Origin of the sequence: Rhodococcus sp. NPDC076796 (assembly GCF_040702765.1) — a bacterium.
Lineage (GTDB): Bacteria > Actinomycetota > Actinomycetes > Mycobacteriales > Mycobacteriaceae > Rhodococcoides.
In genome coordinates this window covers 199,876-220,477 of the sequence record NZ_JBFBMS010000006.1, presented here as the reverse complement: position 1 = coordinate 220,477, position 20,602 = coordinate 199,876, and the positions used below count along the sequence as shown (strand labels likewise).

18 protein-coding genes are annotated in these 20,602 nt (G+C 64.9%); 8 read left to right on the top strand and 10 right to left on the bottom strand.

Features of this window, described 5'->3' with window-relative positions; all coding sequences use genetic code 11:
• Positions 1-162: 162 nt before the first annotated feature.
• Positions 163-1,092: an aldo/keto reductase gene (locus AB0366_RS19685; RefSeq protein WP_366245401.1), complete on the bottom strand. Its 930-nt coding sequence runs from the start codon at positions 1,090-1,092 to the stop codon at positions 163-165.
• A gap of 155 nt (positions 1,093-1,247) precedes the next feature.
• Here AB0366_RS19685 and AB0366_RS19680 point away from each other — a divergent pair, with 155 nt between their 5' ends.
• Genes AB0366_RS19680 through AB0366_RS19650 form a run of 7 tightly spaced genes read left to right on the top strand, consistent with a single transcriptional unit; the run spans position 1,248 to position 9,445 of the window.
• On the top strand, positions 1,248-2,264 hold the full coding sequence (locus AB0366_RS19680) for a LacI family DNA-binding transcriptional regulator (protein ID WP_366245400.1): 1,017 nt from the start codon (positions 1,248-1,250) through the stop codon (positions 2,262-2,264).
• Positions 2,261-3,268: a 2-hydroxyacid dehydrogenase gene (locus AB0366_RS19675; RefSeq protein ID WP_366245398.1), complete on the top strand. Its 1,008-nt coding sequence runs from the start codon at positions 2,261-2,263 to the stop codon at positions 3,266-3,268. Before AB0366_RS19680 ends, AB0366_RS19675 begins: the two co-directional genes overlap by 4 nt.
• The gene (manD, locus tag AB0366_RS19670; RefSeq protein WP_366245397.1) at positions 3,265-4,482 is read left to right on the top strand and encodes a D-mannonate dehydratase ManD; all 1,218 of its coding nucleotides are present in this window, start codon (positions 3,265-3,267) and stop codon (positions 4,480-4,482) included. The genes AB0366_RS19675 and manD overlap by 4 nt, the downstream gene beginning before the upstream one ends.
• A gap of 4 nt (positions 4,483-4,486) precedes the next feature.
• A complete protein-coding gene (locus AB0366_RS19665) occupies positions 4,487-6,004 on the top strand; it encodes a mannitol dehydrogenase family protein (protein ID WP_366245396.1) in 1,518 nt (505 codons plus the stop codon).
• A 55-nt stretch (positions 6,005-6,059) separates the two neighbouring features.
• The gene (locus AB0366_RS19660; RefSeq protein ID WP_366245395.1) at positions 6,060-7,424 is read left to right on the top strand and encodes an MFS transporter; all 1,365 of its coding nucleotides are present in this window, start codon (positions 6,060-6,062) and stop codon (positions 7,422-7,424) included.
• Positions 7,425-7,430: 6 nt separating this feature from the next.
• Complete coding sequence (locus tag AB0366_RS19655; protein WP_366245394.1) at positions 7,431-8,369, top strand: sugar kinase; 939 nt, start codon at positions 7,431-7,433, stop codon at positions 8,367-8,369.
• Positions 8,366-9,445 (top strand): L-idonate 5-dehydrogenase, encoded by a 1,080-nt coding sequence (locus AB0366_RS19650; protein WP_366245392.1) that lies wholly within the window; start codon positions 8,366-8,368, stop codon positions 9,443-9,445. Before AB0366_RS19655 ends, AB0366_RS19650 begins: the two co-directional genes overlap by 4 nt.
• A gap of 15 nt (positions 9,446-9,460) precedes the next feature.
• Here the strand turns inward: AB0366_RS19650 and AB0366_RS19645 are convergent, their stop codons facing one another.
• A complete protein-coding gene (locus tag AB0366_RS19645) occupies positions 9,461-9,619 on the bottom strand; it encodes a hypothetical protein (protein ID WP_366245391.1) in 159 nt (52 codons plus the stop codon).
• A 53-nt stretch (positions 9,620-9,672) separates the two neighbouring features.
• Here AB0366_RS19645 and AB0366_RS19640 point away from each other — a divergent pair, with 53 nt between their 5' ends.
• A complete protein-coding gene (locus AB0366_RS19640; protein ID WP_366245390.1) occupies positions 9,673-9,894 on the top strand; it encodes a hypothetical protein in 222 nt (73 codons plus the stop codon).
• A gap of 254 nt (positions 9,895-10,148) precedes the next feature.
• Here the strand turns inward: AB0366_RS19640 and AB0366_RS19635 are convergent, their stop codons facing one another.
• The 8 genes from AB0366_RS19635 to AB0366_RS19600 form a co-directional block, all read right to left on the bottom strand.
• Positions 10,149-11,234, bottom strand: coding sequence for a glycosyltransferase family 4 protein (locus AB0366_RS19635; protein WP_366245389.1), 1,086 nt, complete (start codon positions 11,232-11,234; stop codon positions 10,149-10,151).
• Between the two features lie 54 nt (positions 11,235-11,288).
• Positions 11,289-12,551, bottom strand: coding sequence for a hypothetical protein (locus AB0366_RS19630; protein ID WP_366245388.1), 1,263 nt, complete (start codon positions 12,549-12,551; stop codon positions 11,289-11,291).
• Positions 12,538-13,647, bottom strand: a complete 1,110-nt coding sequence (locus AB0366_RS19625; protein ID WP_366245386.1) for a glycosyltransferase — start codon at positions 13,645-13,647, stop codon at positions 12,538-12,540. The genes AB0366_RS19630 and AB0366_RS19625 overlap by 14 nt, the downstream gene beginning before the upstream one ends.
• Positions 13,637-14,902 carry a hypothetical protein gene (locus AB0366_RS19620; protein ID WP_366245384.1) on the bottom strand — a complete coding sequence of 422 codons (1,266 nt, stop codon included), beginning with the start codon at positions 14,900-14,902 and terminating at the stop codon, positions 13,637-13,639. Before AB0366_RS19620 ends, AB0366_RS19625 begins: the two co-directional genes overlap by 11 nt.
• A gap of 243 nt (positions 14,903-15,145) precedes the next feature.
• Entirely contained in the window at positions 15,146-16,672 is a 1,527-nt protein-coding gene (locus tag AB0366_RS19615) for a flippase (protein ID WP_366245383.1), read from the bottom strand.
• Positions 16,672-17,724: a glycosyltransferase family 1 protein gene (locus tag AB0366_RS19610; protein WP_366245381.1), complete on the bottom strand. Its 1,053-nt coding sequence runs from the start codon at positions 17,722-17,724 to the stop codon at positions 16,672-16,674. The genes AB0366_RS19615 and AB0366_RS19610 overlap by 1 nt, the downstream gene beginning before the upstream one ends.
• On the bottom strand, positions 17,634-19,007 hold the full coding sequence (locus tag AB0366_RS19605; protein ID WP_366245380.1) for an O-antigen ligase family protein: 1,374 nt from the start codon (positions 19,005-19,007) through the stop codon (positions 17,634-17,636). Before AB0366_RS19605 ends, AB0366_RS19610 begins: the two co-directional genes overlap by 91 nt.
• Before the next feature lie 49 nt (positions 19,008-19,056).
• Positions 19,057-20,535 carry a sugar transferase gene (locus tag AB0366_RS19600; protein WP_366245379.1) on the bottom strand — a complete coding sequence of 493 codons (1,479 nt, stop codon included), beginning with the start codon at positions 20,533-20,535 and terminating at the stop codon, positions 19,057-19,059.
• Positions 20,536-20,602: the final 67 nt, after the last annotated feature.

The window sequence follows — 20,602 nt, the reverse complement described above, 5'->3', positions numbered from 1 at the left end:
GACCGACGTGCACGGGGTGGAACCCGAGGGCTACAGGTTCCGGTGCATGCCGTGGGGCAATCCTGACAGCGCAACGTCACCGAATCGAGGCCTGATCATCACGGACCGATAGCTAGTCGGTAACGATGAGGTAACGGCAGATGTGACGCAGCTGAGCGTCGTTCAGGGCAGTGTGTGGCCTGCCGTCCGGAACAGGCGGTACCACTCCTGCCTGGTCAGGCGTAGGTCCGAACCGCCGGCGGCCTCGACGACGCGATCGGGATTCGTGGTACCGAGCACGACCTGGATATCGGCCGGGTGCCTGGTGATCCAGGCCGTCGCCACCGCCGACGGGGTCGAGCCGTGTTCGTCGGCGATCTCGTCCAGCGCCACGTTCAGTTCGGGGTAGTTCTCTCGATCGCCCACGAACACGCCGGAGGAGGTCCCGCTCTGGAACGGTGACCACGCCTGCAGAGTGATGCCGCGCGTCCTTGCGTAGTCCAGCAAACCGTTGTCGCGGTCGATCGACTGATCCTCGCTGCCCATGTTGGCGGTCAAGCCCGCCGCGATCAACGGCGAGTGCACGATGCTCAGCTGCACTTGATCGAACAGAATAGGTTGAGTGACAGCGGTTTTCAGCAACTCGATCTGGCCGGGTGTGTGATTGGAGACGCCGAAGCCCAGGACCTTGCCCGACGCGTGCAGGTGATCGAACGCTGCTGCGACCTCCTCCGGCTCGACGAGGGTGTCCGGTCGGTGCAGTAGAAGTGTGTCCAGATGATCGACGCCGAGGGCCTCGAGTGACGCCTCGACCGTGGTGACGATGTGATCCTCGGAGAAGTCGAACCAGCCCTCGCGAATGCCGACCTTGCTCTGAATGCTGATGCGCTCGCGCTGCGACGGGGTCAGTGTCACCGCGTCGCCGAATCGCTTCTCGCACGTGTGTGGGGCTCCGCCATAGATGTCCGCGTGGTCGAACACCGTCACGCCGACGTCGAGAGCGGTGGCCACCAATCTTCTGATCCGGTCGTCGTCCAGGTCGGTGATGCGCATGAACCCCAGCACGATGCTCGAGACGACTGTCCCGGTGTGGGGGAGGGGGAATGTGCGCACCGTGAAATCTCCTGTTCGTCGATGAAGCGGTCGGTCGGAGTCTGTCAAACCCTGCCGCACGGTCGTGGGGGAACGGCTTGCGCAAGGTGTTGACAAGGTTGCGCAATATCTGCAATCGTTGTGCTCAGCATCACAACGAACCCCCGAGGTGAATCATGGCACCGACGCTCACGCAGGTGGCACAGCAAGCAGGCGTATCTCTGTCGACGGCATCGCGCGCGTTCAGTAATCCGGACCGCATCGGCGCCGACACACTCGCCCGGATCATCGCGGTCGCCGACGACATCGGCTACGTCGCGGCCTCGGGTCGATCGTCGGACACTCGCATTGCGGCAACCACCGTCGCGGTCGTGGTACCCGACATCGGCCACACCGTCTTCGCGAGCTTCGTCAAGTCTGCGCAGGCCCAGGGCTGGCATCGCAGGCAGACCATCGTCCTGACCGACACCGACGGAAGCGCCGACCGTGAACGCGAGGTGATCGGCGAGTTGCAGGGGCGGGTCGACGCATTGATCGTCTGTGCGCCGCGGCTCCCCGCAGAGGACATCGTCCAGTTGGCCGGCGACACCCCGCTGGTGCTCGTCAACCGATCCTCCGACGAATGCGATTGCGTCGTCGCGGATTCGGAGGACGGAATTCGGCAGGCCGTGGACTACCTCGCGGCTCTGGGGCACTCGCACCTCGCGTACGTCCAGGGATCGCCGCGATCCTGGTCCAACGAGCGACGGGTCGATGCCGTCGAACAGTTCTGTGCTGCACGAGGAATAGTGTTGGACGTTCTGGGCTGGCAGCAGGAAACGCTGGCGGGCGGTCACGCCGCCGCTGCCAGCGTCGTCGCGACGGGGGCCACCGCGGTCATGACCCACAACGACCCCATGGCCATCGGAGTCATGAACGGAGTCCGGTCGATGGGCCTGGCGGTACCCGAGGATCTCAGCGTCATCGGCATCGACGACTCACCCCTCGCCGAACTCGCGCATCCCGCTCTGACGAGCATCAGCGTTCCGATGGGTCGCGCCGGTCTCGTCAGCTCCGATCTGGTGTTCCAACGCGCAGCCGAGCCCGATTCGCCCGCGCGCACCATCCATCTCCCCACCCAACTCGTGGTCCGTGCCTCGTCCGGCCCCGTCCACCCACGCACTCTCGTTCCAGGAAAGGACGATTCGAAGTGAAGGTCGTCATCGCAGATTCCAACCTGCTGCCCCATCGCGCCCGATTCGAGGATCGTGTCGCCTCCGACATCGACCTGTCGTGGCACGAGAAGTTCGACGTCGATGCCATTGCCGCCGACATCGCCGACGCGACCGTGTACGTCGGCGGGAAGTTCCCGGCCGCGCTGGCCGAGGCATCGCCGGAGCTGCGGCTGGTGCACGTCGCCGGAGCCGGCACCGACGGTGTGGCCTTCGACGCCCTGAGTCTGCAGACGCTGGTGGCCAACACCTTTCACCACGAGCGGTCGATCGCCGAGTACGTCGCCGCCACCGCGGTGGTGCTGCGACGCGGATTCCTGGAACAGGACCGGCAATTGCGCGAAGACCGATGGGCGTCGCCGGTGTACGACCGGGCACTTCGGCAGTCCAGCTCGCTGGGCTCGGCCACCGTCGGATTCGTGGGCTTCGGCCACATCGGCGCGCAGTCCTGGGCATTGCTGCGGGCGTTCGGGTGCACCGGAATTGCGGTCACCGGCAGTGGATCGGTCGATGCCGCCGAGAACGGACTGGCCTGGGCTGCATCGACCGATCGCCTCTCCGATCTCATGACCGAGGCAGACGTCGTGGTGGTGTCCGCACCACTGAACGAGCGCACCGCCGGCATGATCGGTGCTACGGAACTCGCGGCCCTCGGATCCGAGGGGGTCCTGATCAACGTCGGACGCGGCCCACTGGTGCAGCAGGACGCACTGTTCGAGGCGCTGTCGACCGGATCGCTGGCCGGTGCCGCCATCGATGTCTGGTACGACTACCCCTCGGCCGACGGCGTCGGTGCGCCATCGCAGCGTCCGTTCCACACGCTGCCGAACATTCTCATGACACCCCACTCGTCCGGCATCACCGGTGAGACCTTCGAGGGCCGGGTCGACGACATCACCGCCAACATCGGTCGACTCGTCGCGCACGAACCGCTGATCAATCTCGTTGTTGGCGAGAACTTCACGGCAGAGGCAGCGATCTCGTGACCGACAAGATCATCGCTGCGGACGTGATCGTCTGCAGCCCCACCCGCAACTTCGTGACCCTCAAGATGACCACCGCAGACGGCGTCGTGGGCTACGGCGACGCGACGTTGAACGGCCGGGAACTCGCGGTGGCGTCGTACCTGCGCGATCACGTTGCGCCGCTGCTGATCGGCCGAGATCCGGCGCGCATCGAGGACACCTGGCAGTACCTCTACCGGGGCGTCTACTGGCGACGTGGACCCGTGACGATGGCCGCGATCGGCGCAGTCGATCTCGCGCTGTGGGACATCAAGGGAAAATCGCTGGGGCAACCGGTGTTCCAGCTGCTCGGTGGAGCCGTACGGGACCGCATTCTCTCGTACACCCACGCCACCGGCTGGGACACCGCAGAACTGATCGACTCGGTCGACCGGCGTCGGGCGCAGGGGTTTCGTGCCGTGCGTGCCCAATCCGGAGTTCCCGGACTCGACTCGGTGTACGGCGTGCACCGAGGAGCGCAGGGATACGAACCCGCTGGGCGCGGTGCATTTCCGGTCGAGGAAGTGTGGGATGCCGACGCCTACCTCAACCACGTCCCCGGAGTACTGGCAGCGGTGCGCGAGCACGTCGGATCGGACCTGAAGCTGCTGCACGACGCGCACCACCGGCTGACTCCGCAGCAGGCTGCGCGACTGGGCAAGTCGCTCGAGGACGTCGACCTGTTCTGGCTCGAGGACGTCACCACCGCCGAGGACCAGAGCGCCCTGCGACTGGTGCGCCATCACACCACCACTCCACTGGCGATCGGTGAAGTGTTCAACACCGTCTGGGATTGTCAGCAGTTGATCTCCGAGAAGTTGATCGACTTCATCCGCGTCGCCATCGCGCATGCGGGCGGTATCAGCCATGTGCGCAAGATCTTCTCGCTCGCCGAGGTGCACCAGGTTCGCTGTGGGCCGCACGGACCGTCCGACGTCTCGCCCATCACCCTTGCTGCGAGTGTCCACCTCGGCATGGCGACACCGAACTTCGCGATTCAGGAGTTCATGGGCTACGACCCGCTGGTCGACGAAGTCTTTCCGCACGCATGGTCGTTCGCCGACGGCTACCTCACCCCGGGGGATGCGCCCGGTCTCGGCGTCGACATGGACGAATCGTTGGCGGCGAGGTACCCGTACGAACCCGCGTATCTGCCGGTTGCGCGTCGCCTCGACGGCTCCATGACGGATTGGTGACGAGATGAGTGAGTCGAGACTGTCCCGTTCGGCGCTCGCCGGCTCGGGACTCGTCCCCGCGCGGCCGGACGGAACCGGAATCGTGCACCTGGGACTGGGCAACTTCCATCGCGCTCATCAGGCCGTGTACACCGCCGCGGCTATGGCGCAGGGCGGCGGATCCTGGGGAATTCTGGGTGTGGCCAACAGATCTCGGACGGTCACCGATGCCATGCTCGCGCAGGATCTGCTCTACGGGGTGGTCGAGATATCTCCGTCCGGATCGCGTGTGAGTGTGCCAGGAGCGCACACCGGAGTGATGGTTGCCGCGCACGAACCCGCGGCCGTCGTCCGGGCCATTGCCGACCCGGACGTCAAGATCGTCACGATCACCGTCACCGAGCACGGCTACACGTTCTCGCCCCGCACCGGTGCACTGGACCTCGAATCGACTGCAGTGCAGCACGATCTGAAGAAGCCGGACACGCCGACGACGACGGTGGGACAGCTCGCTCGAGCGCTGACGGTGCGGGCTCGAACGCACGGAACGCCGATCACGGTGGCCAGCTGCGACAACCTGCTGGGCAATGGAGACCGCACGGCTGCTCTCGTGCGTCAGTTCCTCACCCGCTGCGGCGCGGACGACGTGATCGACTGGTTGGCAACGTCGGTGGCGTTCCCCAACTCCATGGTCGATCGCATCGTCCCGTCCAGTAGTGAGCTGTACGACGCCGAGTCCACCGCCCGACTGGGCGCAGTGGACACCATCGCAGTGCCTGCAGAGCCGTTCACGATGTGGGTGATGGAGGACAAGTTCGCCGCAGGTCGGCCCAGCTGGGAGGCGGGCGGTGCTGTGTTCACCGAAGACGTCGAACCCTACGAATTGATGAAGGTTCGACTGCTCAACGGAACGCACTCTCTCATCGCCTATCTCGGAGCTCTCGACGGCCGCGCGACCATTCCGGATTCGATCGGACGACCGTTCGTCGAGGCCGCCGCGCGAGCAGTGCTCGTCGACGAATATCTCCCGACCGTGCCTGTTCCGGACGGCGTGGACATCGAGGACTACATCGCTCAGCTGTTCGTACGGTGGTCCAACTCCGCGCTGGGTCACAGAACGGCACAGGTCGGTTCCGACGGCTCGGCGAAACTCGCGCAGCGAATCCCGGTCCCCGCGCTGCATCACCTGCGCAATGGTGTTGTACCGCAGTATCTCTCGTTGACCCTGGCCGCGTATCTCTGCTGCGTGTGCCCTCCCGAAGATTTCGACCCAGGCCCGCATGCACATGCGATGGCCGACCCAGCACGTGCGCGATTGGCAGGACTTGCCGCCTCGGCAGCGTCCAGCGAAGGTGTCGTTCGTTCGGTACTCGAGCGCGGCGACATCCTCCCCGTCGAATTGGCCCACTTTCCCGAATTCATCACACGCACTGCGGAATTGATGGATACTGTTGTCCGTCACGGTCCGATGGCAGCAGCCGTCGAAGCGGCGAGTTCTTCGCTCCGCCCTGTCGTCACAGCATCCCGGACCACACTCGACTGACCTCCTTCTCCTTTCCTTCGTTCGGCCAAGGCCGAAACTTGACCCGAGGACAACCATGGACACGACCACCGAACCGTCGGACTCTCCCAGAATCGCTCCGGCCAAGCATGATCCGACCGCCGTACGACGCGCTGCGTGGGCAGGGCTCATCGGCACCACACTCGAGCAGTACGACTTCGTCATCTACGGCACGGCATCCGCGCTGATCTTCAACAAACTGTTCTTTCCCAACATCTCTCCGGCCGCAGGCATCATCGCCAGCTTCAGCGCGTATGCCGTCGGATTCCTTGCTCGTCCGCTGGGCGGACTGTTCTTCTCCCGCTACGGTGACCGCCTCGGTCGCAAGTGGGTTCTGGTGGCGACCCTGATGCTGATGGGTGGCGCGACGATGGCCATCGGACTGCTGCCGACTTTCGAGCAGGTGGGGCTGCTGGCCCCGATGCTGCTGGTGCTGTGCCGGTTCTTCCAGGGCTTCGGAGCTGGAGCCGAACAGTCAGGTGGCGCAACACTTCTCACCGAGACGGCCGAGATCGGCAAGCGGGGCAGACTGGCGGCGCTCGTCATGACCGGCGCAGCCCTCGGCACCGCGCTGGGAGCTGTCGCCTGGATTCTGGCTCAGTTGCTTCCCGAAGATCAACTGATGTCCTGGGGCTGGCGGATGGTGTTCCTCAGCAGCATTGTGGTCACCGTTGCCGCGTTCATCATTCGGCGCAAGCTCAACGAGTCCCCGGTGTTCCAGGAACTCAAGGCAGCTCAGGAGCGCCCCAAGGCACCGGTGAAGGAAGTGTTCACCAACGGCAAACGGCCGCTGTTCATCGTCATGTTCATGACTGTCGGCATCAGTGCGCAGTCGTACACCTACCAGGTGTTCATGGCCTCGTACATGAAGAACGACATCGGCGTCGACGCCACGTTCATCCCGAAGGTGCTGCTCATCGGAGCGATCTGCGGCGGCATCGCGGCCTGGGGCTTCGGATGGCTCTCGGACAAGGTGGGGCGCAAGCCGGTGTACATCGGCATCGTCAGCCTGCTCGTCGTCCTTCCGATCCCGACCTTCATGGCGCTGAACACCGGCTCGCACATGTTGATCACCCTGGTGATGATCATCGGCTTCATCCTGGCGTGCCAGGGAGCAGTCGGCGTCACGATGAGCTACTTCCCCGAGATGTTCGGAGCCCGATACCGTTACGCCGGAGTGACATTGGGTCGCGAATTCGCCTCGGTGTTCGGCGGCGGCATTGCTCCGCTGCTGTGTGCGGCTCTGATCACCGCGTTCTCCGGATCCTGGGTTCCTGTCGCCGTGTACATGATGATCATGGCGATCTCGGTACTCGTGGCCGCGTCGTTCGCTCCGGAAACCCGCGACAGGGACTTGACCGATCCGGCCAACGCCACCGATCCCGTACTCGTCAAGGTCTGATCTGCAGTGTCGGTACTGACGTTCGGCGAAACCATGGCTCTGACCACCGCCCAGGACACCGGCCCACTCGCACACGTCTCGACGATGCGGCTGGGTATCGGTGGAGCAGAATCGAATTTCGCAATAGCGCTGCGCAGGTTGGGAATTCCGGTCACCTGGGTGGGCCGAGTGGGTTCGGACAGCCTCGGTGACCGGGTCGCCAGGGAACTGTACGCCGAACGACTCGACGCACACGTCGTTCGAGACCCCGAGGCACCCACCGGCCTGATGGTCAAGGAACGCCGTACTTCCACCTCGACGCGGGTCTGGTACTACCGAGCGGGAAGTGCAGGTTCCCACTTTCGTATCGGTGATATCCCGGAAGCACTCTGGGACGGGGCCACTACGCTGCACGTCACCGGCATCACTCCGGCGTTGTCCGATACTGCGTGCAAGGCAACGCTGTTCTACATCGAGCGAGCGCGCGAGCGCGGTATCGCTGTGTCGTTCGATCTGAACTACCGCCGGGCGTTGTGGACGAAATCCGAAGCGGCACCGGTGTATCGGCAGATCATCGAGCAGTCCGACATCGTGTTCGCCGGTACCGAGGAGGCGGCCATCGCCGTTGGCGACGGCACCCCCTCCGAGCTCGCGCAGCGTCTGTGCGAGCTCGGCACGGACGAGGCCGTCATCAAGCTCGGCGATCGCGGCGCGCTGGTACGGGCAGGAGGCGTCGAATACGGCTGCGCTGCAGTGGCGGTGGACGTGGTCGATTCCGTCGGCGCAGGAGACGGCTTCGTGGCCGGCTACCTGGCCGAACGGCTCGCCGGTGCACCGATCGACCAGCGGCTGCGAACGGCAACGACCGTGGGTGCCTTCGCGTGCACCGTCCCCGGCGACTGGGAAGGTATGCCCCGCCGAGACGAGCTCGACCTACTCACCTCCGAGGAGGCAGTCACCCGATGAACGAGAACGGACGGACGAGTACCACCATGACCGAAGCACCGCAGATCCCCGAGAAGACCGTCGCCCTGATCGCCCATGCCGCCGACGATCTGCGTCTGGACACCGTCGCACTGACACCCGCGGCACCGGACGAGGCGGTCATCGCCATCGCCTACGGCGGGATCTGCGGGTCGGATCTGCACTACTGGCAGCACGGCGCGGCAGGTCGATCGGTATTGAAGGCTCCGATGCGGTTGGGCCACGAGGCGTCGGGAACGGTGGTTCGCCGCGCCGAGGACGGCAGCGGTCCCGCCGAGGGCACCGCGGTGACCGTCCACCCGGCCACGCCCGGCGGAACGGGTGCGAAATACCCGGCCGATCGTCCGAACCTGTCGCCCGGATGTCGGTACATGGGAAGCGCGGCCCAGGTACCGCACAACGACGGGCTGTTCATCGGACACGTCGCTGTCCCGACGCGAATGCTCCGAGCACTGCCACCGGGACTGGATCTGAGGATTGCGGCGCTGGCCGAGCCGGCGAGCGTCGCCTGGCACGCGGTCGAACGCGCCGGGGACCTCCGGGGTGCAACCGTCCTCGTCGTCGGTACCGGCCCGATCGGTGCCCTGATCGTGGCGGTGGCCGCTCGGGCGGGTGCGGCGCACATCGTCGCAGTCGACCTGCAGGACTACTCCCTCGAAGTGGCACGTGCACTCGGTGCGCACCGAACGATCGATGCTCGCGATTCCGCGGCGATCGCCTCCGTCGAGGCAGACGCCACGTTCGAGTGCTCGGGTAATCACCGCGGTCTGGCGTCGGCGATCGACGGCACCATGCGCGGCGGCCGCGTGGTGATGGTGGGGCTACCGCCGGCCGGTGATCAGCCGGTTCCGTTGTCGTTGGCGATCACTCGCGAGATCGACCTCGTTGGTTCTTTCCGTTTCAACGACGAGATGGACGACGTCATCGAGGCATTGGCCGACGGCTCCCTCGACGTCGGAGCCGTCATCACGGCCGAGTATCCCGTCACCGAGGCGCTCGACGCGTTCGCGCTCGCGGCGGACGCATCGCGATCGAGCAAGGTGCTGCTGACGTTCTGATCGAACAGGGCCCGGCTACTCGAACTCGAGTCGCATGGACTGACTCGTCATCTGCAATATCAGCACGAAGCCGGTGAGAGTCAACACGATCGGTGCCCACAGGACGACAGCGACGAACGTGTCCACGCCTTGGTGCACCACGATGTACACCGCCACGATGGAGGTAGCCAGCACGCACAGTGCTATGTGTGCGGCCAGCCTCCACTTGTCGAAGAGGACCCGCCAGCATGCCCAGAGGTATGAGAAACGTGCACTTCCCGAGTGTCACCTCGGGCTCGAAGTCCGCGGTGATGGTGGCCCCGAAAATTGCGATGTCGGCGATGACGACGAACGCGAAGGCCTGCCCGAGCGTCGGCCATGGACCGAACCACCAGAATGCGCCCATGACGTACGCGGCGATCATGCACGTCCACTGCACAATGGACGGGATCGCGGTGGTGGCACCGTAGCCGAACGCCATCTCGAAGGTAACCACGACGGCCATGGCCAGAGTTGCTGCCGAGACGATGCGTTTGACCGCCGTGGTCAGCGCAAGGGAGGCCATTACTCCGACACCCCAGTGGTAGTGCTCGTTCGATCGGTGCGGAGCGCGTGTCACCTGTGTCCCCTTCCATCGATCTTTCCGGATTCAATCACACGCGTCCGTGACGTCGATCATGTTTCCCACTTCACGAACTGGTGCGTCCCGCGATCGCAGTGGTGGTCAGTTGATCAGCCGGTGGAACAATTCGGGAAGCGTTTCGCTGATGTCGTGTCGACTGGCTACGCGGTAACGAGCGGTTTCACCGAGCCTGCGCCTTCGATCGGCGTCGTCGATGACTGTCGAGATGGCCTCGGCGAGAGCTGTGGGGTCACCGGGCTCGACCAAGATCCCGGCGCCGTCGGAGAGGAATTCGTGGGTACCGCCGTGATCTGTTCCGATCACCGGCAACCCGTGCGACATTGCTTCGAGTACCGACAACGGACCGGCCTCCGGCGACGTACTGGCCGAAATCACGACATCCCACCTGCGGAGTGCGGACTCTGCGTCGGAGTGCCCGAGAAACTCCACCCTGCCGGCGAGGTCCGATTCGGAGGCACGCTCGTGGAGCTCCGATACGTACTCGCGATCGCCCGGAAAGCTTCCTCCAGCCAGCTCGACTCGAATGTCGGGAAGAGTGGCGACGGCGTCGAGGAGAACTCGGTGACCCTTCCAGGGTGTCAGCAGAGCCAACATGCCGACGACCGGCGGGGTGTGAAGATCGCCGCCGAAGCGGGCCACCGGCCACGGCACTCCGTTGTGTGACACCACCACCGGAAGGCCGGCCGCGCGGAGCGGAACGGCCGTTGCTTCCGACACCGACACCGCGACTCGAACGGCGGGGCGGGAGAATCGAACCACCACCCGCTGCTTGAGTGAGTTCATGGTGTCGTGAACGAGCCACGACGCACCGCGGGCAGGCCGGGCCAGTCGAGCGACGGGGAGCGCGAACAGCGAGTTGACGACGGTCACAGTTCCCGGTGCGCGCGCGACGGAGCGCACTGCGCGCGCGGCGTTGACCCACTTGCCGAGCAGACGTACTGCGGCGACGCCGCGTGCGGCACCTTGCTCACCGCCGAGGCCGAGCTCGTCGATGCGGATGTGTCGGGTGGCGCTCGGCAGGCGCTGCGCCAGTGGTCCGGCGGGGCAGGCGATCACAGTTTCGTGGCCGCGGCGCTCGGCCTCGTCGATCAAATCCAGCAGCACCTTCTCGGCACCGGAAACCTGCCCGGTGTGGGCGAGAAAAAGCACAGTCGACTCGTCGGTCATGTGTGGGCCCGTCCGTGTGGCAAGTGTGGTTCGGCTGGTCGAACTGATGACTCGTCAAGCATCGCGAAGCAGTGTGACGGGTTCTTCACACATCCTCAGCAGTGCTGCATCGATGACGGCGACGTCGATCATCTTGCTGCAGAACGACGCCGTGTAGGTCCGCCCACCGGCAATTTCGGCGATGAGCATCGTGCAGCCGTCCGGGCCGTCCGGTTCGAGTGATGCGGCCATCTGCGGCGGCCTGCCGTCGTCGAACCAATCGAGGTGATCGAACACTCTCACTCGCCCGAGGTCGCTGACGGCCAGCCTCAATGTTTCGGGGACCTCGACGACCGAATCGTCGACGTGCGACCCAACGGACGGCCGAATTCGCGACGCGACATCGCGGAGCTGTGACATGCCCAGTACTGCTATCGGCCAACCGGATTCGATCACCTCACGCATCGCCTCGGCGATGCCGACGGGCGTCGTGTTCTCGGGAAGGTGAAGTGGAATGCCGACGGCGAAGTTCCCGTGCGAAGTCTGTTGCGCCGGATCGAGATACCGCCGACTGTTGAACAAGACCATGATGTGCTCGGCGACGTCGACGCCCTCGGCCCGCAGCGCCGCACTCCACAGCGCGATCGAGATCGACGCTGCGGTCGCGCCCGGCATGTACTCGGCCGTCCAGCGCTTGAGTTCTTCCACCCGGGCTCGGCTCATGTACCCGGCTCGACTGACCTTCGCGGCTTCCCAGTTCTCGATTCTGCGACGGGGAGCAGACCCGCTGCCGGCCTCGGCTCGGTGGCGACCGCGCAGCTTCCGAAAGTCCGCGAAAGTCTTGGGGTTCCGAGAATAGTGCCGCCACAACGCTTTCCACGTCGAACTCGCGGGCAAGCCTGTCGCGAGCCCGGGAACCAGTGACCCGTCGGCATCGTCGCAGAATGCCGCCAACATCATCACGCCGATCTGGCCGTCTCCGATTCCATGCGAGTAGTCGATCGCGAGATGGTCGTCGAACACGATCACGTCGAGAGGGCTGCGCGTGCCGTCTCGGGATCGAATCTCGGTGAGCATCCGACCCAGGTCGTCCGTGGGGCCGGTACTGACGGTGACGTTGTCACCTGCGATGTCGGTGCGGTATCGCCACTGCCGAGTGTCCGACCGCGGTTCCAGGGCGAGGTGCGGTTCGGCATCGACGTGCTCGGCGGCCGTGAGCGTTCGTCTCGTGCGTCCGACGTCGAGGCCACGGATCGGACCGACCGCGGTGACTATTCGGGTGTCGGCGAAGACGCGATCCAGCGCAGTCGAGCGGTAGCTACGCTCAGCGGACGGCATCGACGACCTCCTGCATTCGACTACGGAAGTTGGCGCGTGAAAAGCCCTCCGCCCATGTGCGGATGGCGGCGCGGTCGTAGTCTGCGGGGTCGAAGGAGCGCATGGCCTCGGCGAAACCGGCGATCACAGCCTCGTCGGAGCCTGGAGCCACATGCACACCGGTCTTTCCGGGTACCACGGAGTCCATGGCACCGCCGTCGCCCAAGGCGATGACGGGTGTTCCGGTCGCCATGGATTCGACGGGGACGATGCCGAAGTCCTCTACTCCCGGCATCAGAAGGGCGCGCGTCGTTCGGTGCAGTTCGAGGAGCTTCTCGTGTGAAACTCGTCCGAGGAAGGTCGTTTTGGGCCCGGCCAGTTCCCTGCAGGCGTTCATCGCACGACCGTCTCCTGCCACCACGAGCGGAACGTCCGCCTCGGCGGCAGCGCGCACCGCGATGTCCGGACGCTTGTAGGGGACCAGGCGTCCCGCGAGCAGGAAGAAGTTCTCTCGCTCGATGGACGGATCCGGTGTGAATCCCTCGGTGTCGACAGGTGGATGGACAACCACTGCGTCGTCCCGCCCCCACCAGTCCTCGATGCGACGTGCAACTGCAGTCGAATTGGCCACCACGGTGGTCAGTTTCGGTGCGGCGGCCATCTCGCATCGACGGGCGACGGCCGACAGTGCCGTCAGGATCGCCGCTCCGGCTCTACCACCGCCTTCTCCTGCGCGAAGTTCGGGGTCCCAGGCCCATCGTGCCGGGCTGTGTACGTAGGCGATCACCGGGGAGTCGGTGGCGAATACGGCCTGGGTCGCGAAGGCATGGTGGCTCACGACGACTGCATCGAAACCGCTGAGCGGCATGCGCCGAAAGGCCAGTGGCATCATCGGGAGAACGGGTGCGTACGACCGTTGACCGAGCGCGTTGTAGACGTGATTGAGGCTCGAGGTGTGCGGCGGGCGGCTGATTCCTGCCGGCACTCCGGACGGCCGAGAGATCGGCGCGAACACCTCGGCTGCAGGCCAGTGCAGTGCGAGCTGTTCGATGACATGCTCGGACCCGGCGATCTCGGTGAATCTTTCGTGTACGACGGCAATTCTGTCAGCTGGCATGTTTCTGGCCTTCCGGCGAGATCGTCTCTGCGGTCTGTTCCACCCGTCGGGTCGAATTCCCGCTCTGCAGAACCAGGTGCACGGGAATGTCGAAATCGTCGAGCAACCGCAGTGCGGCGGTTGCTGCCTTCTTGTCCCGTCCACGTTTGGACACCAGCACCACGACGGTCTCGACGTCACCTACGTCGGTGTGCTGCCACCATTGTTCCGACACGCCGAATTCTGCGGTGGCTCGGCGATGTTCGGTTGTCCGGTCCTGATCGTGAGCCGACTCCGATACGGCATTTTCCCCGACCAACAGGACAATCATGCTGTCGCCCTTGGGGGCAGCGTGCCGAGCGCCCCTCGAGACAGTTCGATCGCCGCGTTCGAGTGCCGAGATCCGTGCAGCCACGGCGGGAGGCACCGCGTCGCCGGTTGCCGGGTCGAAGTGTGCACCGTATTTGCGAGAGACCCGACGTGCCCAGGAGCGAGAAGGCCTGCGTCCGAGGCGTCCTCGGAGCAGCACGATCAGTTCGGCCGCCACGATGAGAGCGGCGAGCGCTGCGACGAGTGCCTCCGAGACCGGTTTCGGTGAGACCGGGGTAGTGCTCTGCTCGGGGTTCGAGAGCACGACCAGTCGATCTCCGCCCGCGGTGGCCTCAACCTCGCTCAGGCGGGTGCGCAGATCGGCCAGCTCGGAGACGGCCGCGGGCCGGCTCGGATCGTCGGGTGCCAAGGCGTCGATTCGAGCCTGTTGCGCGTCGACTGCGGACTGTGCATCGCCCGTACGCTCGGCGGAGTCGCGAATTGCATTGGCAGTGCTGGTGCTTGCCATGGTCGACACCATCGCCTCGGCCAGATCTGCGGCGAGTTCGGGAGATCGGGTCGTCACCGTCACGGTCAGCAGTGCGGGCGAGGTACCGGGAGCGAGTTCTACGCTCGAGGCCAGTTCCGCTGCGTCCATGCCGGCGTCGACCTGTGAGAGCACCTCGTCGAGCACGCCGCGGTCGGTTGCCAATTCGATGAACGGTGCGCGCATCTGCTCGATGAACGCGTCACCGGGAACGAGGGTTTGGGCCGGTTCGATCTCGGCGACGATCGACGCGGCGTACTGCTCGTCGGTGAGTTCGCTCCTGAGGTAGAACACGCCTGCCCCCACCAGCGCAGCGATCATCAGGGCGGGCAGTAGGGCCCGGCCGAGCTCACGCATGTGCCCCGCGAGGTCGATAGGTGGGGGCACGTCGCCCCGGTGTACGGCATCGTGGACGGACATCAACCGCGTACCCTTCCGTCGTTGATGCGAGCGGATGTACCGCTTCGGCGATTCGTGGAGCCGACTGGCTCGATGATAGCCGGGCTCGTGTGCTGTCCGTGTAGCCGTGTCACACGTGAATGAAACTGCACATCAACAACATTGGAATAACAAGCGCCTCGCCCTGTTGAGACGGCGAAACCGAACTTCGATTCCGGAGGGCGTGGTCCGAATCGGGTGATGTGTCCGTTTGGTCCTTGGTCCTCACTCCGAGCGTGCACGGTGACGTCCTTTCTCGGCCGGCCCCGGCAACGGTGACTCGACGACTCCGATTGCGACCAAAGCGTAGAGCAAGGTGGCGACCAGCAACGCTGCCGCAGCGGAGACGAGCAGCCACAGGCCGGGGTAGTGCTGCACCAGGAACCAGCCGGCGACCGTCGCAGCTGCGGCGATCACGAAGACGATCGAAATGGACTGCATCGGAAACAGTTTGGAGATCGGCATACTCCGCGCGATCACGATCCACAGCAGGACGAGTGTCGTTCCGATTGTCACGACCGTGGAGATTGCAGCTCCGTCGTACGACATCCGCGGAATCAGAACGAGGTTCAACCCGACGTTCAGAGTCAGTCCGACCAGCGCCACCATCGGGTAGTGTCGCTGCATTCCCGCCGATGCGAGCAGAAATATGCCCAGCATCACCAACGACATCAGCGCAGCGCCGATCACGAGCAAACGGGCTGCCTGAGCTCCGTCGACGAATCTGTCGCCGTACAGCAGGCCGATCAGCGGCTCGGCCGACGGGACGAACGCCGCGACGGCCATTGCGCCGAAGAGCGCGAACAGCAGTGCGGCCGAACGTGAGCGCGCTCGAAATGCTGTGGTGTCGTGGGGCCACGCCGCGACGAGCAGGGTGCTGATCGGTGCCACCGCAGCCAACACGAAGGTGTCGATCATGTCCGAGAATTTGTAGCCGATGGAATACAGTCCCACGGCTTCGAAGGTGTCGAGCAGGCTGAGCATCAACATGTCGATCTTGAGCATGGCAATGGTGAGAGCGAAGCCGATCGCGAGTGGCACGGCTTCTTTCAGATAGGGCCCCCAGCGACGGATCTCGATGTGCCGCGACGGTCGCAGGCCCATGGAACGGTTGCCGATGCCGAAACCCTTGGTCACCAACTTGAACACTTCGTTGGCCACGGCAGGGAGGACGAAGATCAGCAGGGTGGGGGCCAGTACGGCCGCCAACACGGTCAAGGCCAATTGGATTGCCTGGCCTGCGCTTTCGGCAACGGCCACCAGGACCAGGCGGTGACGACTCTGGAAGAGCACGCTCAAGGCGTGACCCGGTGTGGCGAACACGACCACCAGTCCGCCCACGACCGTCGCGAGAACCACTTCGCTCGGATACTGCAGCAGGAGAACGTATGCGACGGCCAGCACGTACCCCACCAACCCGAGGACGGTGCGCAGAGCCAGGAACGACGATGCCGTTCGACCGATTTCTTCGGGATCGTCGTCCATCAATTTCGCCAGCACGACGCGTCCGACTCCCAGATCGGTGACGACGGACATCAAGCCGAGCAGCGCGAAGACGAAGCTGAACTGACCCCAGTCGTCCGGTCCGAGGGACCTCGCGACGACGACGCTGCCCACCCACCCCAAGGTCGCGATGATCACTCTGCTGATCAGAACGGCAATCGTCGCTTTGGCCGCTGCTTTCGGATCCGCTGCGATCGCGCGGTAGTCCGGGGGCTGCTCGGTGCCGTCGAGCGCGAGCTCCTCGGCCATCAGACCACGCCTGCGGCTCGATATGCGTCGGCGGTGAGCTCCGCCGTTCGACGCCAGCTGATCTCGCGGGTTGCAACCGCTGCCGCGTCGACGAGAGCTGCGCGGGCAGCCCCGTCGAAAGCGATGGGTTTCATCGCCTGTACCCAGTCGTCCGCGTTCTCCGATTCGACGAGGACCGCACCGTCGCCGACGACATCGGGGAGGGCACCGACGGCACTGGCGACGACTGCGCCGCCCGAGGCCATCGCCTCGACGGGCGGGAGCCCGTAGCCCTCGTACCGCGAGGCGTACGCGGTGACTGTCGCGGCAGCGTACAGGCCGGGCAGATCCTCGACATCGACGTATCCGAGCCCCTGGGAATTGCGGGGGGCGTTGGGGCCGGTGGAGCCGGCCCCGGCCAGCAGGCACGGTAGTCCGAGTCTCTCCGCTGCGTCGGCCACCAGCTGAACGTTTTTGCGAGGCTCCACCGTTCCGACCTGCATGACGAAACGGTCCGGTAAGTCGTACTTGCGCCGAACGATCTCTATCCGGCTGTCGGTGGGGACGCCGGCCCACGCTGCGGGTGCCAGGCCGACCACCGTGGCGTCGCGCCCGCTGACCGCCTTGATCCGATCGGCGGTGAACTGCGAGACCGCGATGAGCAAGTCTGCGCGGCGCAGTGCACGCCGTACGAGTCTCTGTTCACCCAGTGCGCGAAATCGACTGGAGGCCGACGGCATGTCGATGACCGAGAGGTCGTGCACCGTCGAAACGGTGAAGGCCTTGGTGAGGAACGGCAGGTCGACGTCCAGGCCGTGCACTACATCGCAACGACCGACGGGGAGGGCACCGAGCAAGGCACGAGCCGCACCGCTGGTGACAGGCCGCTCCATCGCCTCGACCGATGGTGGGAGCTCGCCGACTGCGTCGCGCTGCACGGACGCCGCGAGATCGGTATCGGGTAAGCAATGTGGGAGCTCGTTCAGGAGTTCGCGAATGTAGGTCTGTACTCCGCTTCCGCCCGGTCGGAGGGCGAGCGCCCCGAAAACGATTCGTGTTGCGCTGCTGCGCATCCCACCACTCCTAACAAGAGCCAGAAATAGACATCGATCGGAAAGATCTCGAAATACGTGGACACGAGACTCGCGAACATGGCTGCCACGATCGACGCACCGACTCCGAGGGCCAGCGCACCGTCGTTGCCCGGTAGTGCCCGGGACAGCCGGGTGCACCACAGCAGCGACGTCAGGAGCAACGCGACCACCGCCCACAGGCCGATCGGTCCGAGTTCGAGCAGAGCTTTCACGTAGTAATTGTCGGGCTGATAGTTGGTCGAGAGCCCCGACTGCGTGAATGCGACACCCTCGGCGGTGGAAATGCGGTCTGCCGCAGATCCGCTCGATCCCAGCCCCGTCCCGAACGGATGGATCAGGATGCTGGCAATGATGTTGGCCCAGCCGTCGCCGCGCTGACCTAGGCTGCTCGAGGAGAAGAAGACCGACGTTATTCTCGGTACGAAGGGAACCGTGACCGCCACGGCCAGCGCCGCCAGAGCAAGAGGTGCGGCGAGGTAGCGGAAACGCACAGCGATCAAGTAGACGGCCCCGACCGCGAGCCCGAGAATTGCTCCTCGCACGATCGAACTGGACATGGCGACCACCATCATCGGAGTCGCGCAGAGGAACAACATGTTTCGCCGACGGCGCGGATCGGCCAGGGCAACCGCACCACCGACCAGCAACGCCAGCATCACGTACAGCCCGAACGGGAACGGCAGGTTGAACGTGCTGAACGTGCGAAGTAGTCCACCCGATGTTCTGACCTGCGTGTCGTATTCGTAGCCCAGCGACACCAACGCCGCGGGTCCGGCCAGAAGTTGCGCTATGCCGACCGCCGACGTGAACACACCCATGCCCATGAGAACGGAGACGAGGTGGTCTCGGTCCGTGGCGTCGAACGGCGCGAGCCACATGACGACCACCAGCAGGATGTAGAAGAAGGTGACCTTGATGCCGAACACGCCGACGGTTCCGAAGGTAGCGAGCGCGGACACACTGCCGAACACGACGAAGACGGCGGCGGCGGGCCACCACGGCATGAACACCCGAGGCATCGAGCCATGGACGTGTCGTGGCCGGCGCAACCACGCGCACAGAACCGTGAAGACGACAAGGCCTTCCTTCCAGCCGGACACCACCCCGGGCAGGGGCACCAGAACCAGAAGGCCGTGCAGCGGAACGAATGCAGCGAGCAACAGCACTCCGCGTTGCGGGCGGCGGTAGATCGTTGCCGCGACTGCGCAGCCGAGCACGAGAACCAGTAGTACGCCGAAACCGAGCGCGATGTAGGTGATCACGATTCGACGCCCGCTTCAGGCCGGTGCTCGTGTTCGGCGGAGGCCACAGTCAGTCTTCGGCGCGCTTCAGCACGGCCAGGACGGTGAGGAACAGGATCTTGACGTCCAGCCACACCGACCAGTTCTCGATGTAGTAGTTGTCCCACTCGGCGCGGTCCGCGATGGACGTCTGGCCGCGGAGACCGTGTACCTGAGCCCATCCCGTCACGCCGGCCTTGACGCGGTGCCGCTCGCCGTACCGACGGATCTGCATCTCGAACAGGTCGACGTACTCGGGTCGTTCGGGGCGCGGACCGACCAAACTCATGTCGCCGCGAAGTACGTTGAGCAACTGCGGGAGTTCGTCCATCGAGGTCTGTCGCATGATCTTTCCGATGCGTGTTCGTCGGTCGACACCCTCGACACCGCCGGGTGCGTCCCCGGCCTTCCGCTCGAACTCGGCGTCGGACGCACGTGGAGGCCGCATGGAGCGGAACTTCAGACAATCGAACGGCAATCCGTCGCGGCCGATTCGCACCTGCTTGAAGAAGATCGGGCCAGGTGAACTCAGGCGGACGAGCAGCATCAGCGTCAGGAAGACGGGGGAGAGCAGCAGTAGCCCGAACGCGGTCAGAACCCGATCGAGAAGTCCCTTGAGAGCAAACTGCCATCCCTTGGGGTTCACATGCGGTAGCACCATCAACGGCAGGCCGCCGATGTGTTCGACGCGGGTGTTGACCCCGACTGCGTCGTACAACCTGGGTACAACCCACACCCGCATACCGAGCCGATGCGCAATCCTGATGGCGGCAATCAACTCTCGGTCCTCGGTCGGCGCGAACGCGACGATCAACTCGTCGGCACCGGTCCTGCGCGCAACTGTTTCGAAGTTTCTCGGGAGCCCGAGGTGCGGCAGGTGGGGCACCTCGCTGCCCGAGGAGACGTCGGCGACCGGTGGCTCGCCCACATAGCCGATCGGTTCGAGACCGTACTCCGGGAACTGGCGTGTGCGCGAAACCAGTTGGTGCGCAATCGGATCGTTTCCCAGCACGATGGTCGGCGCTGCGACTCCGAACTTGGTGCGAAGCATGCGCTGGACGACGACGCGGATCAAGCGCGCCAGGGCGACCGTGATGGCGCTCAGCAACCACAGGCGTAGCACGACGGAACCGGGCCGATAGTCGGTGTCGACCAGGAACATTACGACCAACAGTGCGAGCGACGCGAACGCGACAGCAGTTTCGGCCGGCCCGATCTCGTCGAGGAAGTTGCGCCGAAGGCCGCGTCGGTACATCGACTTGCCGGCGAGGATTCCGATCAGCAGCGGCAGGAACAACCACGGGAGCCAACCGGTGTCGGTGAGACTGCCCGAATACCAGAGCAAGGCTCCGACGATCGCGACAGCTGAGGCGAGCACATCCACTGCGACGGTGATCGCGGTGTAGAGGGGATCGACTCGAAGCCGATCGCCAACTGTACGACGGGCGGCAACGGTGTCGGCCTCGTCAGCCTGCGGCCGAGTGTGCGTTGATTCCAGTGTTTTCGGCACAGCTACTTCCGGTGACTAGTTCGGCTCGGTTGGTCCCGAATATCCCATTCAATGTATACCGGCACGA